The organism is Limnothrix sp. FACHB-881 (assembly GCF_014698135.1).
Taxonomy (GTDB): domain Bacteria; phylum Cyanobacteriota; class Cyanobacteriia; order CACIAM-69d; family CACIAM-69d; genus CACIAM-69d.
In genome coordinates this window covers 203661-221606 of sequence record NZ_JACJSN010000001.1, presented here as the reverse complement: position 1 = coordinate 221606, position 17946 = coordinate 203661, and the positions used below count along the sequence as shown (strand labels likewise).

At 52.6% G+C, this 17946-nt stretch carries 16 protein-coding genes; 12 read left to right on the top strand and 4 right to left on the bottom strand.

Going from position 1 to position 17946, the window contains the following annotated elements; genetic code table 11:
• Window positions 1–3: 3 nt before the first annotated feature.
• Complete coding sequence (locus H6G52_RS00905) at window positions 4–807, top strand: creatininase family protein (protein WP_190525855.1); 804 nt, start codon at window positions 4–6, stop codon at window positions 805–807.
• Here H6G52_RS00905 and H6G52_RS00900 read toward each other — a convergent pair.
• Both H6G52_RS00900 and H6G52_RS00895 read right to left on the bottom strand, forming a co-directional pair.
• On the bottom strand, window positions 804–2402 hold the full coding sequence (locus tag H6G52_RS00900; protein ID WP_190525853.1) for a calcium-binding protein: 1599 nt from the start codon (window positions 2400–2402) through the stop codon (window positions 804–806). The genes H6G52_RS00905 and H6G52_RS00900 overlap by 4 nt on opposite strands.
• Before the next feature lie 189 nt (window positions 2403–2591).
• A complete protein-coding gene (locus H6G52_RS00895; protein ID WP_190354190.1) occupies window positions 2592–2840 on the bottom strand; it encodes a hypothetical protein in 249 nt (82 codons plus the stop codon).
• On the opposite strand from H6G52_RS00895, the gene H6G52_RS00890 reads away from it, so the two are divergent.
• The 9 genes from H6G52_RS00890 (at window position 2839) to H6G52_RS00850 (ending at window position 14691) form a co-directional block, all read left to right on the top strand.
• On the top strand, window positions 2839–4311 hold the full coding sequence (locus H6G52_RS00890; protein WP_190525851.1) for a phosphoglucomutase/phosphomannomutase family protein: 1473 nt from the start codon (window positions 2839–2841) through the stop codon (window positions 4309–4311). The two genes, H6G52_RS00895 and H6G52_RS00890, sit on opposite strands and share 2 nt — an antisense overlap.
• A gap of 205 nt (window positions 4312–4516) precedes the next feature.
• Window positions 4517–5086: an RdgB/HAM1 family non-canonical purine NTP pyrophosphatase gene (gene rdgB, locus H6G52_RS00885; RefSeq protein WP_190525849.1), complete on the top strand. Its 570-nt coding sequence runs from the start codon at window positions 4517–4519 to the stop codon at window positions 5084–5086.
• A gap of 1023 nt (window positions 5087–6109) precedes the next feature.
• Window positions 6110–8260: a DegT/DnrJ/EryC1/StrS family aminotransferase gene (locus H6G52_RS00880; protein ID WP_190525847.1), complete on the top strand. Its 2151-nt coding sequence runs from the start codon at window positions 6110–6112 to the stop codon at window positions 8258–8260.
• Window positions 8261–8560: 300 nt separating this feature from the next.
• Window positions 8561–9637: an NAD-dependent epimerase/dehydratase family protein gene (locus tag H6G52_RS00875; protein ID WP_190525845.1), complete on the top strand. Its 1077-nt coding sequence runs from the start codon at window positions 8561–8563 to the stop codon at window positions 9635–9637.
• 57 nt (window positions 9638–9694) lie between these two features.
• The gene (locus tag H6G52_RS00870; protein WP_199312074.1) at window positions 9695–10288 is read left to right on the top strand and encodes a DUF1349 domain-containing protein; all 594 of its coding nucleotides are present in this window, start codon (window positions 9695–9697) and stop codon (window positions 10286–10288) included.
• Window positions 10289–10385: 97 nt separating this feature from the next.
• Window positions 10386–11594, top strand: coding sequence for a DMT family transporter (locus H6G52_RS00865; protein ID WP_190525843.1), 1209 nt, complete (start codon window positions 10386–10388; stop codon window positions 11592–11594).
• 48 nt (window positions 11595–11642) lie between these two features.
• Window positions 11643–12434, top strand: coding sequence for a trans-aconitate 2-methyltransferase (locus H6G52_RS00860; RefSeq protein ID WP_190525841.1), 792 nt, complete (start codon window positions 11643–11645; stop codon window positions 12432–12434).
• 83 nt (window positions 12435–12517) lie between these two features.
• A complete protein-coding gene (locus tag H6G52_RS00855; protein ID WP_190525839.1) occupies window positions 12518–13612 on the top strand; it encodes a hypothetical protein in 1095 nt (364 codons plus the stop codon).
• A gap of 260 nt (window positions 13613–13872) precedes the next feature.
• Entirely contained in the window at window positions 13873–14691 is an 819-nt protein-coding gene (locus H6G52_RS00850; protein WP_190525837.1) for a DUF4231 domain-containing protein, read from the top strand.
• 186 nt (window positions 14692–14877) lie between these two features.
• Here H6G52_RS00850 and H6G52_RS00845 read toward each other — a convergent pair whose 3' ends face one another.
• Complete coding sequence (locus H6G52_RS00845) at window positions 14878–15306, bottom strand: hypothetical protein (RefSeq protein WP_190354183.1); 429 nt, start codon at window positions 15304–15306, stop codon at window positions 14878–14880.
• Window positions 15307–15523: 217 nt separating this feature from the next.
• On the opposite strand from H6G52_RS00845, the gene mazG reads away from it, so the two are divergent.
• Both mazG and H6G52_RS00835 read left to right on the top strand, forming a co-directional pair.
• Window positions 15524–16381 carry a nucleoside triphosphate pyrophosphohydrolase gene (gene mazG, locus H6G52_RS00840; RefSeq protein ID WP_190525835.1) on the top strand — a complete coding sequence of 286 codons (858 nt, stop codon included), beginning with the start codon at window positions 15524–15526 and terminating at the stop codon, window positions 16379–16381.
• A 272-nt stretch (window positions 16382–16653) separates the two neighbouring features.
• The gene (locus tag H6G52_RS00835; RefSeq protein WP_143473140.1) at window positions 16654–16911 is read left to right on the top strand and encodes a hypothetical protein; all 258 of its coding nucleotides are present in this window, start codon (window positions 16654–16656) and stop codon (window positions 16909–16911) included.
• Between the two features lie 27 nt (window positions 16912–16938).
• On the opposite strand, the gene gshB is transcribed toward H6G52_RS00835, so the two are convergent.
• Window positions 16939–17910 carry a glutathione synthase gene (gshB, locus tag H6G52_RS00830; protein WP_190525833.1) on the bottom strand — a complete coding sequence of 324 codons (972 nt, stop codon included), beginning with the start codon at window positions 17908–17910 and terminating at the stop codon, window positions 16939–16941.
• Window positions 17911–17946: the final 36 nt, after the last annotated feature.

Genomic DNA, 17946 nt, shown 5'->3' with positions numbered 1-17946 from the left:
TATATGCATGGGCCCATTCCGGAACACCGCTTTTTTGCTTATCTAACTTGGCAAAGTGTCGCGACTCTACCCGATCGGGAGCGGGCCGTGGTGATTTTGCCGGTGGGGGCGATCGAGCAGCACGGGCCCCACTTGCCCTTGAATGTGGACAGCGCGATCGTGAACGGAATTCTCGGGCGATCGCTCCAATGGCTCGATCAACAACGGCCTGACGTGGTGGCCTATGCCCTGCCACCGTTGTTCTATGGCAAATCTAACGAGCATCTGGCGCTGCCGGGAACCATTTCCCTCAGCGCCACCACGCTCCTGTCCTTGGTGATGGACATTGGCCACAGCCTCTATCGATCGGGCTTTCGGAAACTGCTGTTGCTGAATGGCCACGGAGGACAGCCCCAGGTGTTGGATATTGCCGCCACGGATCTCCATGAGCGATATCCCGACTTTTGGACCTATTCCTGTTTTGTGTGGCGATCGGCCAATTACAAGCCCCTTTTGAACCCGGCGGAAACCCTGGGAATGCACGCGGGCGATGCGGAAACCTGTGTGATGTTGGCCCTTGATCCCGATCGGGTGCGGATGCAACGGGCCCAAGCAGAGATGCCCCTGACCCATCCGGGCAAGCGATTGGGGCCCAAAGGAGCCTTAACCTACGCCTGGACAATTCAAGATCTGAGCCAAAGTGGCGTGATTGGTGACCCAACGGCGGCGGCGGCCGATCGGGGCGAACAGATTATCGAACTGCTCGCCCGCAACTGGGCTGAGATCCTGGCCGAAATCTACGACTACTACCCGATCGCCCAGCCCTAGCCCAGGATCGCCCAACTGTTGAAACTACTGGACAAGTTGGCAGGCGCATTGGGGAAGGTGGCGATCGTTTGCACGCCGGATCCGTTGTTGAACTGCAACGCGACCCCCGTGCCGCTACTGACAAAGGCAAACCCGCCCCGCTCCGGATCCACCGAGAACACCCGCAGGGTCGTAATTCCCCCAAATCCGGTGCTCCGAATCACCAATTTGTCCAACGTGGGGTCAAAGTCCGTCAGCACATCACCCCCTTCAGCGGGCGTGTTGTAAATAAAGAAGTCGCTTCCCCCCGTGGCCAGCAACGTATCAGACCCCAATCCCCCTTCCATGGAGTCATTGCCCTCGCCGCCATCAATCAAATCGTTGCCGCCACTGCCCTTCAGCAAATCTGCACCACCCAAACCGGTGACCGTATCGTTGCCATCCAAAGCATCGATCGTGTCATCCCCAAACGTGCCTTGAATATTGTCATTGCCGGTGGAGGGCTGGGTGGAACCGGTGCTGCCCGTGCCGCCCGTGCTGCCGCTCACGCCGCCCGTGGTGGTGTCTGTGCCCACGGGGGTGAGGAAACTGAGGCGCTGACTGTTTTTCACGATCGCAATCAGCCGCTCCGTGTTGTTGGTATCCACCAACGTCAGGAACGTATCGGCCGCATTCAGCCCCGTTCCCGGAACCACCACCACCCGCGAGGCAATGTTGCCCTCGAACCCAATCAGGTCTTGGGTGAAGTCATAGTCAGCAATGATGTCAACGCCACCCGCTTGGCCTGACACGATGAAGGTGTCGCCGCCATTGCCCCCAATCAGGGTGTTGCTGCCCTGGTTGCCATACAGGGTGTCGTTACCGTTATCCCCGGACAGGCGATCGTCCCCGGTTCCGCCGAAGATCACATCTTCGTTGTCGCCGCCATTGATCGTATCCGCATCGCCGTTGCCGTTGAGGGTGTCGCTGCCTTCGCCGCCGTTGATGATGTCAAGGTCGCGGCCGCCCAAAATCAGATCAGCCCCGCTGTCACCATTCAGATCATCGTTACCATCGCCGCCATTGATAGTGTCGGCTTCTCGGCCACCAAAAACTACGTCATCCCCTCGACTGCCATCAATACGATCGTTCCCTTGGCTGCCAAAAATCAGGTCATTGCCCTGGCCACCGAAGATGACATCGTTGCCCAAATCTCCAAACAGGATGTCTTCGCCCTCGTTACCTTGCAGCAGGTCATCGCCCTGGCCACCGTAGAGGGTATCGGCTCCCACGTCGCCCCATAGGGTGTCATTGCCTTGGCTGCCTCGCAGGATGTCGGGATCTTGGCCACCAAAGAGCAGATCGTTGCCATCGTTCCCATCCAGCAAGTCGTTATCTTCGTTGCCGTAAAGGGTGTCATTTCCCTTGCCGCCAAAGAGTTGGTCGCTGCCAAAGCCCCCTTGCAGGAAGTCGTTGCCATCGTTGCCATTGAGAATGTCGTTGTCGCGGCCCCCTTGGAGGGCATCGTTACCGGCTAAGCCAATGAGGGTGTCGCTCCCTTCGTTGCCAAAAATTTGGTCGTTGTCGTTGGTTCCGGTGAGGAGGTTGGGAAGGTTGTTACCGTTAATGATGGCCATGGGGCGCTCCAAGGTGGGCTACAGTCCTGCGGGCGAACCGATGCGTGAGAAGGCTGAAGATGGGGTGATGGTGGGTGTGGCTCGCGCGAATCGATGATGGTCGATTTGTTCTGGGGTTGTCAAATGGGGGATGTGCCGAAAATGGCGGGTTTGGGGCGGGTGCGAGGCGGAGAGATGGGGCCGGCAAGGTCAGGAATTGACCTGGATCCCTAGGGCGATCGGGAGGGGGCAAACCCGATTAACCCGATTGTTAACATAGGCTTGCGTGGGGCGACCCCGCACGGCGTTGGGGTGGGGTGGTTCAGGAAATCCGGAAGGGACGGGGGCGATCGATCGGCCCGGCCAAAGCAGCCCAGGACGATCGCCCCCAGTCGTTTGCGTCCTAGATTCCCAATCTGAGCGGTATTGCAGCGCACAAAGCAGAGGTTTTTGATTCATGAGTCAATCGTTGAGAGCGGCGGCGGCCAGCCCGATCAAATTCGGCACGGATGGTTGGCGGGGGGTAATTGCGGCGGACTTCACGATCGAGCGGGTGGCTCGGGTGGCCCCGCTGGCGGCGGAAGCGTTGGCCCAGGAGTTTGGGGCCAGCACCGGCAGCCGCACTATTTTGGTGGGCTACGATCGCCGGTTCATGGCTGAAGATTTTGCGCGGGTGGCCGCTGAAGCCATCCAGGCGATCGGCTATCGGGTGAAGCTGTCGGACTGCTATGCCCCCACGCCGGTCTTTAGCTGGATTGCCCACCATGAACAGGCCCTTGGGGCGATCGTCCTGACGGCCAGCCACAATCCTGGTCGCTATTTGGGTCTGAAGGTCAAGGGAGCCTTTGGGGGTTCCGTGTCGCCGGAGGTGACCCAAAAGATTGAGACGATGTTGGCGGCCGAAACGGTTCCGGCCGAGGTGGAGCATCCGGAGCCGATCGAGTCGTTTAATCCTTGGGAAAGCGGCTACTGTGAAGCGTTGCGGCAGTTCGTTGATCTTGCTGCCATCCGAGCTGCCATTGCCGATGGCAAGCTGGCGGTGTTTGTGGATGCGATGCATGGCGCTTCGGCGGGCGGCCTCAGCAAGGTGCTGGATGTTGCCGTGCAGGAACTGAACACCAATCGCGATCCGTTGTTTGAAGGGGGCGCGCCGGAGCCGTTGCCCAAATACACCACCCGCTCGATCGCCCAAATTCGCGACCACCAACAGGCCCATCCCGACCAGTTGGCCGTGGGTTTGGTCTTTGATGGCGACTGCGATCGGATCGCCGCGATCGATGGGTCTGGGGAATTTCTCACCTCCCAGATCTTGATCCCAATTTTGATTCAACACCTGGCCGTGGTGCGCGGGCAAACCGGCGAAGTGGTTAAAACCGTCAGCGGCTCCGACCTGATGCCCAAGGTGGCGGAACTGTATCAATTGCCGGTTCATGAAACCGCCGTGGGCTACAAATACATCGCCGATCGGATGTTGAGCGTGCCGGTGTTGATTGGGGGCGAAGAGTCCGGCGGCGTGGGCTATGGCAACCACATTCCCGAACGGGACGCGCTGCTCTCGGCTCTGTATGTGCTGGAAGCCGTTGTGAAAGCGGGCAAAAGCCTGAATGAGCTTTACGGAGATCTGCAAACCAAAACCAACTTTTTCAATGCCTACGATCGCATTGATTTAGCCCTGGCCAGCATGGCCGCACGCGATCGGCTGTTGGGACAACTGCAAACCAACCCACCCCAAACGATTGCCGGGCAAGCGGTCACCGACTGCCAAACCACCGACGGCTATAAATTCCGCCTAACCAGTGGCGATTGGTTAATGGTGCGCTTCAGCGGCACGGAACCCGTCCTGCGGCTCTATTGCGAAGCCGTCACGCTCGATCGGGTGCATGAAATCCTGGAATGGGCCCAGCAATGGGCCGAAGCTGCCGCCGCCTAAGGTTGCTGCTCAATTCCCACAGGCGCACCCACCCAAAACCAACCGTGCGCTCTTGATTTAACCCAAACCTGCTGGACTTGGTTCGCCCGGGCTAATCCCCGGGTGATTTTTTTGGGTGGTCATTACCGTTGGTTGCCCTTTGCCAAACCACCCCCGATCGGGACAATTGGGAAGTTCTGTCCATCCTGAAATTTCTTTTTTCGCCATGCCCCGTTTAGTCGTTGCCACCGGAAACTCCGGCAAACTCAAAGAACTACAGGCCTACTTGGATGATTTGGGCTGGGAACTGGCCCTGAAGCCCCCGGAGCTAGAGATTGAAGAAACGGGCCAAACCTTCCTCGAAAATGCCCGCCTGAAAGCCACCCAAGTGGCCCTGGCAACCGGTGAATGGGCGATCGCCGATGATTCCGGCCTGGCGATCGATGCCCTCAATGGCGCACCGGGTCTCTACTCCGCCCGCTATGGAGTCACCGATGCCGATCGAATCAACCGCGTCCTCACCGAACTGGCCAACCAGCCCGATCGCCGGGCCCAATTTGTTTGTGCGTTGGTGGTCGTGCGGCCCGATGGCACGGTGGCCGCCGAAGCTGAGGGCATCTGTCCCGGTGAAATCACCACAGCCCCCCGGGGAGAGCAGGGTTTTGGTTACGACCCCATTTTTCTGATGCCTGAGTTGGGCCTCACCTATGCCGAAATGTCTGCCACCCAAAAACATGAACTGAGCCATCGCGGCCGGGCGATCGCCCTGTTGCGGCCCCAACTCGCAACCCTGTAACCTCCACGCCAATTCATCACCCCCACCCCAAGGGCCAGCGACCTCGTCTCCTCACCCCCCGGCTCAACATTCACCACAACACAAGCGGCATACGCAGCAGGCAAAGGACTAATCCCCTTTGCCTTTATTTTTCAATCCCCTCATTGCCACTCTTTCCCCATAGTTTGCACAGCGCTTCAAGCACACAATTTCAATTGATGAACTTAATATTTTTTACAGAATTTCAGTTATAGAACCTTAGGGCCTGTCGTCATTTCCTAGGATCTAGGCGGAAACGATTGATTTTCCATATTCCAGTCGTCGTAACAAGGGGCTTGAGCATCTTGTCCCCCACGATCTGCCAACGGTGAAATCAGGGTTTCAGGTGATTTGACGACAGGCCCTAGGATGGGTGATCAGGTTCACAAAACTTTGATTTGACGTTGAAAGGTCGAGGATCTGAGGGGGTCAAACCCCTCATTGGCGATGATCTGACTTAGGAGATTAACTACACTTTTCTTCAAGAAGTTAGTTAGCGATCCACCTTAGTTGAACAGAAGAATTTTTACCAAAATTCTTGAGCTTCAGTTATTCAAAATCAAGGCAAATGTATGATTTTTAACACCCAACCCCCTTGGTCATGTATCCAATGATATCTGCTCGTTAAATTGATCGATGAGCCACGATTTTTAAGTCCATTCAAGAGATTAAGATTCATTACAATCACTGCTTTTTCTATTTGCGATCAAAATTGTCTTAGCCTAGAGTTAATCTGACCTTTAAACAGCATTAGACCTAAGATCATTCCACCCCTCCAGTCGGAATTTCTAGGTCTTGACTCAAGCATCTTGCTTGAGCGAATAAGCTTCGTCCATGAGAGTCATTGTTGGGCTGTCTCTCTTGAACTAGTCACTTCGAAAAATCTTCCAAGGCTTAAGTTAAGTCGGGTTTCCGTTTGGTTGAATTTCAAAACGATCAAGGGATTATTGAGCTGAAATAATCCCGCTATTTGGTTCAGCAATTTTCGCTGGCGAGGCTATTGAAATGGCAGATTTTGACGTTTTAATTACGGGTGGTGCTGGTTTTGTCGGCAGTGCGATCGCACGCTATCTACTGAGTGTGGGCAAGTCAGTGGTTTGTTTAGATCGCCACGATCCCGGTCGGCTAGTCGATATTGATGATCGAATTGAGAACGTCGCGGGCGATATTCTCGATGCTGATTGCATGGATCATTGGATTGCTCGCTGCGATCGAGTGATTCATCTCGCGGCCGTTGTTGGTGTGGATGAATATGTCACTCGGCCCCACGATGTTTTGGATGTGAACATCTTGGGAACGCGCAATGTCTTAATGGCTTGCTTGAAACATGACCGCCCTGTTTTAATTGCCAGCAGCAGCGAAACCTACGGCTTAAATACCGGCATTCTGGAAGAAGATAGCGATCGCATCTATGGCACTTCTCGAAACCATCGCTGGAGCTATGCCATTTCCAAAACCACCGGGGAACACTACGCCTATGCCCTGGGCCGTTTGGGACTGACCGCCGCCGCCGTTCGATACTTTAATATCTATGGCCCCCAACTTGATGCACCGGGAAAAGGACGTGTCATCAGTAAGTTTCTGGGCAGAATTCGCGACGGTTTGCCCTTGATGTTGGTGGATGGCGGTCAAGCCGTGCGCACCCTTTGTTATATCGACGATGCGGCAGAGGCAACCGCAAGACTCGCCCTTGAACTCAGTCCCGACTGTAGCTATAACCACTCAGCCGTTAATATTGGCCGTCCTGAGCCAATTACCATGCGTGAATTGGCGGAAATTATGATTCGCCTCTCAGGCCACAAAGCCGGAACCGAAGACATTGATGGAAAGCAATTTTTTGGCGAGGGATTTGAAGAAATTCCCGTGCGTGTGCCTGATGTGTCCAAGCTGGAACGGATCCTAAACTTCAAAGCCAAAATTGACATGGAGGAAGGGTTGCGCCGAACCCTCGACTATTGGGGACTGCTTAGCCCCGATGCCGGTCGCGGTGCGTTCTCTCGCAGTTCCAGCCATACTCCTCCAGTGGTGCCCATGGTGCGCCCGCACTTTGCACCCAATAGCGTTCTCATCCAATCCTTCCAGCAATCTTTGGCCACCGGGCAAGCCACCAACGGCGGCCCCCACTTGCACAATTTTGAAAAGGAATTGGCCCAGTATCTCGGCGTGCCCGATGTGGTGGTCTTGAGCAATGGTGCGGATGCGCTGACGTTGGGTATGCAAGTGCTGGGGCGCAAAGGCAAGGCGGTGTTGCCGTCCTATACCTTCATTGCCACTTTGAATTCGATCGAGTCGGCGGGTCTAGAGCCAATTTTCTGCGACATCGATCCCGAAACCTTTACGATGTCGCCCACGGCCCTGGCGCAAATTCTTGACCAGGAGCGGGATGTTGCTGTGGTAGTGCCGGTGAATGTGTTCGGGGTAACGCCTGACTTGCCGGCGATCGCTGCCCTTTGTCAACAGGCGGGGGCGGAGCTGATCTATGACAACTGCCACGGATTTGGCACTGAAACCCATGGCCGTCGGGTTCCCGCAGAACCGCGCCTGCAAATGTTTAGCTTCCATGCAACCAAGGTGCTGCCAGCGATCGAGGGCGGCGCACTGGTTGGCCATGATTTGGACTTGCTCAATCAAGTGCGACAGTTGCGTAACCACGGCATTGCCCATCACAACTTGTCAGAATCGAGCTTGGGCATGAACGCCAAAATGGATGAGTTGCGGGCCGCCACCGGTCGCCACGTCCTGCGCCACTTCCCCAAAAATCTTGAGCAACGCCGCCAATACGCCCAACAACTGCGCACCTTCTTCCAGGAGTCCTGTCACGGGGCCCTGATGCCCCAGCGAATTCCCGAGGGCGTGATTTCCAATTTCCAAAACCTGGGAGTGTTGATGCCGGTTGCCAAGCAAGGGGAACTGAGCCGCGTCATTACCGCCCTGAGGGAAGAAGGGGTGGAATGTCGCTCATACTTCAACCCCGCCCTTCATACCCTGGCACGGGCTAAGAGCTATGCACGCTATCCCCTGCCCGTCACGAATCAGGTTTGGAATTCGCTGCTATGCTTTCCCATTCACAGCCAAATGGATGCGAAAGACATTGATCGGGTGCAGTTAGCAGCGCGATCGGTTGCTGATGTTTTGACCCTTGCGCAAGTGTCCTAACCAATCCGTTTGATCGGCAGTGGATCAAAGATTCACTGCCGGTAATGGCTTGATCAAGCAATCATGAAATGCTCACGAATGACTTGAAATTAATCGGTGAACGGAGCTGGTGCTGATTGCCCATTAGCTCATCACCAGTTCATTGATTGTGACTTGAATGCAAAGCGATCGCGCGTCGATCACCAGGTTAATTTGACCGTCAATTTGCTGCCAATTAAATAGTCATTCACCTGCTCGGGTTTTGATTGCCCTTGCCGCTTAGCTTCCCTTTGCCTGAACAAGAAATTTCAGCAGAACACTATGGATATTGCAATCGTAACTGGCGCATCCGGCTTAATTGGCTCTGCGGCTGTGCGCTTCCTGGCCGATCGGGGTTTACAAGTGGTTGGCATTGACAATGATTTACGTCGCTACTTTTTTGGCGAGGAAGCTTCCACCGCCTGGAATCGCGATCGACTGCAAGCCGAAGTTGCCCACTACATGCATGAAAACGAGGACATTCGCGATTTAGCAGCCCTAGAACGCATCTTCAAAACCTACAACACAGACATCAAAATCATTATTCATGCAGCAGCTCAACCGTCTCACGATTGGGCCGCAACAGAACCTTTAACCGATTTTGCAGTGAATGCCAATGGAACCCTCAATCTTTTAGAGATGACCCGCCAGCATTGCCCCGAAGCAGTGTTTATTTTCACCTCTACGAATAATGTGTATGGAGATGCCATTAATCACTATCCATTAGTGGAATTGGAAACTCGATGGGAACTAGAACCGTCTCATCCCTATTTTGAACGCGGAATTGACGAGACCATGAGCATCGATCGCTCTGTACACACCATCTTCGGAGCTTCCAAGGTTGCTGCTGACATCATGGTGCAAGAGTATGGCATTTACTATGGCTTAAAAACAGGCATTTTTCGGGGGGGATGTCTGACTGGCCCCGACCATTCTGGAACCCAGTTGCATGGTTTTTTAGCCTACCTCATGAAATGTGCCATTACCGGTCGTCACTACACTGTTTTCGGCTATCAGGCCAAACAGGTTCGCGATAATATTCACAGCTATGATTTGGTGAATATGTTTTGGCATTTTTATCAAAATCCTCGCTGTGGAGAAGTGTATAACGCTGGCGGCAGCCGCTATTCCCACTGCTCAATGATGGAGGCCATCACCCGCAGCAGCGAAATTGTGGGCAAGCCCATGAATTGGAGCTACAGCGAGCAAAATCGCCTCGGTGATCATATTTGGTGGGTCAGCGATGTGCAGAAGTTTAAGGATCACTATCCCGATTGGGACTTTAAATATAGTCTGGATGATATTTTAATTCAAATTTATGAGGGTTTATCCAAGCGAGAAGATATGGCCTTGGTTTAGGATTAACAGGATTAGAATGCGATGGCTCTTGAATCAAAAATCTTGACAGGTTAGCTCATGGTCAACAGCTTTTCGGAAGCTAATTTCTGGTCAACTATGCAATGGCACAATCCACCAGCCGAATGGAGCGATCGCAATGGTCAACTTTGGGTTAAAACGGGCTTAAAATCCGATTTTTGGCGAACCACTCACTACGGATTTATTCGAGATTCAGGGCATTTTTATCATTGCGCCATCAGCGGCAACTTCCGGGCGCGCGTTTGTTTTTCAGGGCAATATCAAGATCTTTATGATCAAGCCGGACTGATGGTACGCGCAAGTGAAACGCATTGGCTCAAGTGTGGCATCGAATACGTTGAAGGCGTGCAATACGCCAGTGCAGTCGTAACGCGCGATCGCTCGGACTGGTCTGTTGCACCACTTCCTGGGCAGCCAGAGCGTGTTTGGTTTGAAGTGCGCCGAAAAGATGAGGCAATTGCAATTCTCTATTCCCTGAATGGGGAGCAATTCACCCTATTACGATTAGCGGATTTTCCCGAAGATCCTACAGTTCAGGTGGGGCCCGTTTGCGCTTCGCCGGAGCGGGCCCACTTTGAGGTGATTTTTGAAGCTTTTATGATTGAATCTTGCTCTAAGCCAGTCGTCGATTAGTAACTATCATTCAAGCTTCCTCGAAGCTAGCGGGTGTCATTGCTGCTGTGATTTTTCTGCAAGGCATATCCAAACCTGAAAACCGTGGCTTAACCTTATGACTCCTGAAGCTCAAGCATCTCCCAGTGATGATTCAGACGATTCAAAAGAGGAAGCAACCACCAATCAGTCCACCAGCCAGTCACCCACTTCTGAATCTGATTCCCAAAATCAGAACAATCGCCATTCATCACTGGCTTTTTTGTGGCTAATTTTGGGGCTAATCGCTCTCTCATCGACAGCCATTTTCATTAAGTTATCGATTCGAGAAATCAGTGCAGAAGCAACGGTTTTTAATCGATTATGGATTGCAACGCTGGCGTTTACGGGGTTGAATTGGCTCCAAAGAGAACAGCCTCCATCAGCAGTTTCCGAAAGCAAAACGGAAGGTGGCTATACTACCCAAAATTCTGGAGCAGCCGACCATTCTTCCGCAGCAGTAACAGGCCAACCACAAAAACTACCTTGGGCAACCATCAACCTGTTGTTGGCACTGGGGTTTGTGCATCTTGTGGGGCGTTATTTGTGGACATGGTCGCTCACCAGCACCACCGCAGCCAATGGGGCAATGTTGGCGAATATGCCTCCCCTGTTCACGGCCCTTGGGGGTTGGCTTTTTTTGGGACAACGGTTCGATCGACGGTTTTTGAGTGGGTTGGCGATCGCGGTCATTGGGGCAATCACCCTCGCGATCGGTGACTGGATTCAACCCAAAGAAGCTCTTTTTGGCACTAGCGCCTTGCTTGGAGATGGGGCAGCCTTGCTCTCCTCGGTCTTTTACGCAGCCAGTTTCCTGCTCGTTGAAAAACTGCGGCAACGTCTTTCAACCTCAAGAATTTTAGTATGGCGCTGTGCCATTGGTTTGCTCCTAGCAACACCGATTGTTTGGGCGATCGATAGCACCATCTTTCCCATTAGCACCATGGGTTGGATTGCAGTCATTGGACTCGCATTAATTAGTGAAGTCACTGGCCATGGATTAATTGTTTATAGTCTCAAGCATTTCTCTTCTACATTTGTCACCATTGTTTTGTTGCTAGAGCCAGCCCCTGTTGCTGCCATAGCTTGGTTGTGGTTTGGTGAATTTCTTGATCCTCTTAATATTTTGGGCTTCTTTCTAATTACCATCGGAATTTATCTAGCCAAAACAGGCACTGGAGCAACAGGAAGCAACAACAATAGTCCCAATCTAATTCTCAACCCATCAAACACATCTACTAGTCAAGATTTGGCACTAGGGACACCAGAAATTTCTGGCGAATCGTAGTAGCTTTACGCGACATTTTTAGCTTCAAATTCAAGGAGGATTGCTATTATGAGCCATTCAGAATCAACAAATCAAGACAACCAAAATTTATTTTATAACGGTTGCTTTTACGACTTAATTTTTCAGGGATCCTATCGACACTCAGTTCAATCTCAAGACATTGGATTTTGGCAATCGATCGCCCAAGTTCACGGCAGTCCCATTTTGGAACTGGCTTGCGGAACTGGAAGGGTTACCGCTGATTTGGCAGAAGGAGGCTTTCTTTGCACCGGCATCGACATTTCAGAATCCATGCTCAATGCGGCTCGTACTAAATCCCAGAAAGCCCATTGGGTTCAAGGAGACGTTCGTGATTTTGATCTTCAGACTCAGTTCTCCCTCATCATTTTTCCCTATGACACATTTACCCACTTGCATAGTCTTGATGATGTGCGGCAGTGCTTAAGTCGGGTTCGTCAACATCTGGCTCCTGGCGGTCATTTCATCGTAGATTTCAAAAATCCCTACTATATTTTCGACATTCTGCAAAATCCGGATCGAATTGATCCTTATTCTCAGCTTCAAGATCCTCAGGATGGCTCTTTGGTGACCATTAAACGGCGGAGGCAGTATCATGCCTGGAGCCAGATCCATACAATGACATTGATGTTTTATCGCAATGGCGTTCAGTTTGCGGAAGAAGATTTAGATCTCCGAATTTTTTGGCCACAAGAGATTATGACACTCTTGCAAGCTAATCATTTTCAGATCGTGAAAACCTGGGGGGACTATCAATCGGGATCCTATAGCATTAATTCTTCGCACCTGATTTTGGATTGCCAAGTAAGTCCTAGTCCTTAGTCTTTTCAGTTAATCCTCTCTGGCGGTTTTTCATTGCAATGATTTCTAGCTCTTGTTCTACTTCACCCTTGTCTCGTCAAGCAATGACCATCAATTTTTTGGCATGGCTTTATGGTGAAGAGTCCCTATTTCGCAGTGGGACAGGCTTAGTTTATCCAATCCATCTATGCTCTTGGGTTGAAAAACCACGAAGTCCAAGGCAGGTTTTAGGCAACTTAAAGCTGGAAACAGGTCAATTTCCAAGCAGTAGCTGGTTACTGGAGAAAATGCAACGCACAAGGAAGCATTTATGGAATGGAAAAACCTATGCATTGGATTTTATGGATCGATTTAAGCCTGCTTCTGATGCTGAAGATTTTCTGGCGGGCGATCGCCTCCACTGCACCGTGGGATCGTACTTTGATACTGTCAATACTTGCACCATTTTGGAAGCTGAATTGGAGCAGGCGATCGCCACCTTACCGCTCGATGCTTCCCCCCAAGACTGCTATCAAGCCTTGCCCTTACGACAGAAACTTCATGGCGATCGCCGAGGGAAGGAGGCGCTGCAAGATGCCTGGACAGGACACAACCGCAGTGCCGCGATCGCTATTTCCTGTTGCTTTGTTGTAAATGCCAGTTCTGAGACAGATTCCAAGGATAAATATCGATACTTTCTGCATCAGCGATCCGCACAGGTTGCTGAGGGAGCAGGTCAGTATCATATTGTCCCGTCGATGATCTTTCAGCCAACGGGTGTTGACCCTTTTGATCAGCAATCTTATAACTTGGAAGCAACGATCTTACGAGAAGTTGCAGAGGAATTATTTGACCATGAAGAGGGAGATCAGACAGTCAATTTATATACTGAAATTGCTGATCTCCAAGCCCTATTGGTCAGTGGGGGAGCAACTTTGCTGATCACAGGGGTCGCGATGGATTTGCTTTGTCTACGTCCCGAGTTTTTAGCACTGCTTTGGATTCGCGATCGCACGTGGTTTGAGCGCCATGGATCATCTCTCAAATTTTCTCAGCATGAATATACCCCTAACTCAACCATTCAAGAAAGCTCGCGGGATATTACCGATCCGCAACCTTTTCAAGAAACAGGGGAATTTGCGCCCCATTGTTGCGTAGCCGCCGGGGCAGCTAGTGCCCTTTTAGCCAGAGACTATATTACTCAGTTTCTTGGCTGTTGAAGTCAGGTAAATGAATTGAGCTGGTTAACCTTAGCCAGTTGCCTTAGGTTGGTTAGGATGGGTTGGTTATCACTTACCAATCCCAATCAGTAAATTGCATTTGATTTGTGGCAGTCGATTAGCTAGAGTCAATTCAAAACCCACTGCAAATTATTGCTGTTATTTGGGTTTTAAGCCTGATCATTACCTCGGAAGCCATTGCCCCAAATCCAAATGCATTGTCATTCGGACACAAGAATCTAGCTCTGGAGTTTTGAGCCATGAATACTGCTGAGTTAACGCAAAGCGATCGCAAGGTCTATCTGATTCTTGACACCATTCAAGCCCTATTAATCACCAGCGCTGTGGGCATTGTGGGCTTCAACCTTTGGGGAATTACACACTCCAATATGTTGCCAGCCAGCTTTGCAGCAACAGGTCTCATTGTTTTTCTTTTGTTGGTGAACCGAAGTGTTGGCAAGGCAGTTCGCCAAGCGGCCCGCGAACGGGAGAGTAGTTTTAAGGGATCTCTCTACGGGCAGTTTAATCCAGACAATGAAGATGTTGATGATGCATCAATCAATTTGTTGCGCAGTCGTGCAATTCAATATTGCGAGGACTTGATTGCTGACTATCGGCTCATGCGGAGTCAGTCTCAAATTATTTATTATGTCTTTCAGGTAGCGACCATTGTGTTGTCGGGCGTGACACCGATTTTGGTGCTGCTAGATAAAACAGAAACTGGCCTTCCTTGGCTCAAGTGGTTACCGGTGCTGTTCCCGGCTGTTGCATCGATCGTCACAAGTATTTCCACGTCTTTTCCTTTTCAGGAAAACGCTGTGGCTGCCAATACGGCTGTTGAGTTTTTGGAAGCCGAGCTAGAGAAGTTCATTCTTGGGGTAACGAATGCCTATCGCTTTAGCGATTTACCGCCTCGGGAACGTCGCATCAAGCTGCAAGAAGCTGTTGAAAGTTTTATTATTCAGGTGAATAAAATTCATTTGAAACAGTTACAAAACTCTGGCGATGCTGAATCCCAAAAGAAGGGGCCGGACATGAGCAGTGATGCAGCGAGTAACCCAGAGGGCAATCCAGGATAGGGCAGTCCAGGATAGGGCAGTCCAGGATAGGGCATGAATTTAAGGGCTGCATCTAGAGACGAACAGTCGTGTTAGTCAAAGCATTTGGGGTGACACCTAGCCTGTCAGCGATCACCGCCCTTTCCGATCGCTGCCCACTGGGTGTCACCACAATAGATTGCTACGACGAATTGCGATGATCAAGATTTAGGGACAGCCATTCACTAAATCTGGACGGCGTTGATCAAATTCATTCCAATAATTCTGAAATGCGGCTTGTGAGCGTTCACGAGCTTGGCTCAACTGATCGGAAGAACGCCCATGTTGCTGAATATAGATCTTGGCGGCTTCAGCCCCTCGCAACCTGGCTTCTGCACCGGCCACGCCACAATCACGTAAGACGGGATCAGACAACCCAGCCGCCGCATTCAAAGACCGGCGATAGTTAATGATTGCAGTATCAAAATCTCCGCGCTGTTCTGCTTGGTAACCCGCATTTTGAGGATGCTCCACGGCGGGGCCATAGGGTGTGGTTCCTTGGGCAGTTTCAATGGTTAGGGCGATCGAACTGGTGATCGTCAACGTCAGGGTACTGAGACCGATCGCCCAGCGTTTTGCAGACCAAACAAGAGCCATAAAACCTCCAATGGAAAAATTCAATTAAATCCACATTCAATGCACATTCTCGTGCATGTTTAATACATGTTTAATACATGCTCAAGACCCGGCGTTTAGGTCTTAGCACAGGATGACTTCCCCAGGATTGGTGTATCGGCCAGCAATTTTTCGGGGCGGTAACCGTTAGGATTGGCAGTGGTTTTCTCCTCGATGCATAGCAGATGCATGGTTGCCTATGTCTTCGCTCGATCGCCCGTCTGAAATCCTGACAGCCTTGCAACGTTTGATCGATGTGGTGGCCCAGTTGCGCGATCCGGTGCGGGGCTGTCCTTGGGATTTGGCACAAACGCCCGAAAGCCTCGTGCCTTACATCCTGGAAGAAGCTTACGAAACCGTGGCCGCAATTCGCAGTGGCGATCGCGCAGAAACGGTGGAGGAATTGGGCGATTTATTGCTTCAGGTGGTGTTGCAAGCGCAACTGGCCAGCGAGGCGGGGGATTTTGATTTGGGGCAGGTGGCCAACGGCATTGCCGATAAGTTGGTACGTCGTCATCCCCACGTATTTGGCGAGGCTGAGGCCACCGATGCGGCGGCGGTGCATCGGCAATGGGAACAGATTAAGGCTGCGGAAAAGGGGGAGCCGATCGACCAACCGCCCCCCCTCAGCGCCAAACTCGATCGCTATGTCAACCGCTTGCCACCCTTGATGGCAGCCCTGAAGATGTCGGAAAAGGCGGCGGCAGCAGGCTTCGAGTGGGACAGCCTGGAGGGGGTTTGGGAGAAATTTCACGAGGAGTTAGCGGAACTGCAAGGGGCGATCGCCCAAGGCGACCCGGAACACCAAGCTTCGGAATTGGGCGATTTGCTATTCACGGTGGTGCAATTGGCACGCTGGCAGGGCATTGACCCTTCGGCGGCGCTCCATGGAACCAATCAGCGATTTGTGCAGCGGTTGCGAATGATGGAGGCCCTGAGCGATCGCCCCTTGGAACAGTACAGCCTTGAAACCTTGGAAGCCCTTTGGCAGAAAGCGAAGGCTCAATTGGGCCAAGGATCCGGTCAAGGATCAAGTGCTCAGCATCAGGAATTTTAATTTCCCGCTTGAGTTCAGCAACTGTCCATTGGGGCCGCTGCCATTCACAAAATCTAGAGCCAAAAAATCTAGAGCCAATCCAAAAAATCTAAAGCCAATCTGAAGTTATGGCCGGGATCACCGGAAGCGTCATGATCAGGGCGGGCGATTCCTGAAACCCATGGCAGCATGAGGATGTGGCCCCGATCGCGCGAAGGCGAGGCCACCCTCGCGGCCCCAAGCGGGCCTCGGGGAGCTGTTTCGCCAGTGTGAGTTCCGCACTGCTCTTGGTCATGTCCTACCATGTTTCCCTCCTCGGCCCCGTCAGCGGCCAAATTCAGCGCTGTTCCGACTTAGATGGTTGGGTTCCTGAACCCGGCGATCGGTGGCAAAGTTTCCGTTGGGATCGACGTACCCTCCGTCAATTGAGCGATCCGAACCTGGGCCGGCAACAGTGGCTTCAATGGCTGGGCCACGCGGAGGTGGCCACAGCGGAAGCCGTGAAGAGCTTGATGGTGTTGGAAGGCTGGGATCGCTGCCAGCATCCCTAATTCGCTGGGGGTTGGGCCGATGCAGCCTTACTGGGTCGGGGAATTTTGGGCTAACCAATCCAAAACCCGATCGCCCAAACGCACCCCGTCGAGCCGATCGATCTCGCGCATTCCCGTGGGGCTGGTGACGTTCACTTCGGTTAAGTAGCCGCCGATTACGTCAATGCCCACAAAGATCAACCCGTCGCGCTGGAGGGTGGGGGCCAAGGCGGCCGCAATTTCTCGATCGCGATCGGTCACGGCCACCTTCACGGCCGCCCCGCCCACGGCCATGTTGCCGCGAAACTCACTGCCGGTGGGAACCCGATTCACCGCCCCGATCGGCTCGCCATTCAACAAAATCACCCGTTTATCGCCGGCCTTGGCTTCCGGCAAAAACTGCTGCACCATCACCGGCACTTGACCCCGCTGGGTGCTGATTTCCACTAGCGAATTGAAGTTGCGATCGCCCGGCTCCAGGAACAAAATGCCCTCGCCCGCTTTGCCGCCCAGGGGTTTCAACACCGCCGCGCCCCGCCGCTCCACAAACGCCCGAATGATTTCCCGATCGCTGGTGACGATCGTTTCGGGAATTACCGAAGTGAATTGCAGGGCATACATTTTCTCATTGGCAGCCCGAATCCCGCTGGGGCGGTTGATAACCAGGGTTTTAGCCGGATTGACATAATCCAGCAAATAGGTGGCGTAAAGATAGGGCACGGTCACGGGCGGATCGGTGCGCATAAAAACCGCATCCATGGCCTCCAGAGGCTGCCACAGCGCTTCGCCCAAGCTGAACCAGTCCTCAACGGCTAACCAGCGTCCTTCGCCCAGGGTCACGGGGGCCAAGGTGACCGGCAACAGCTTGGCCCAGGCCTGGGAATCCCGCACACTCAGATCCGTGGCTTGGGTAATGAAAACCTGGTGGCCCGCCAGTTGGGCCGTTTCCATCAGGGCAACGCTGGTGTCGTGGGTCGGATCCAGTCGTTCGATCGGGTCAATGATAAAAGCCAGTTTCACGAGGTGCTCCCGAATGTTGATTGACGAAGGGCGCTC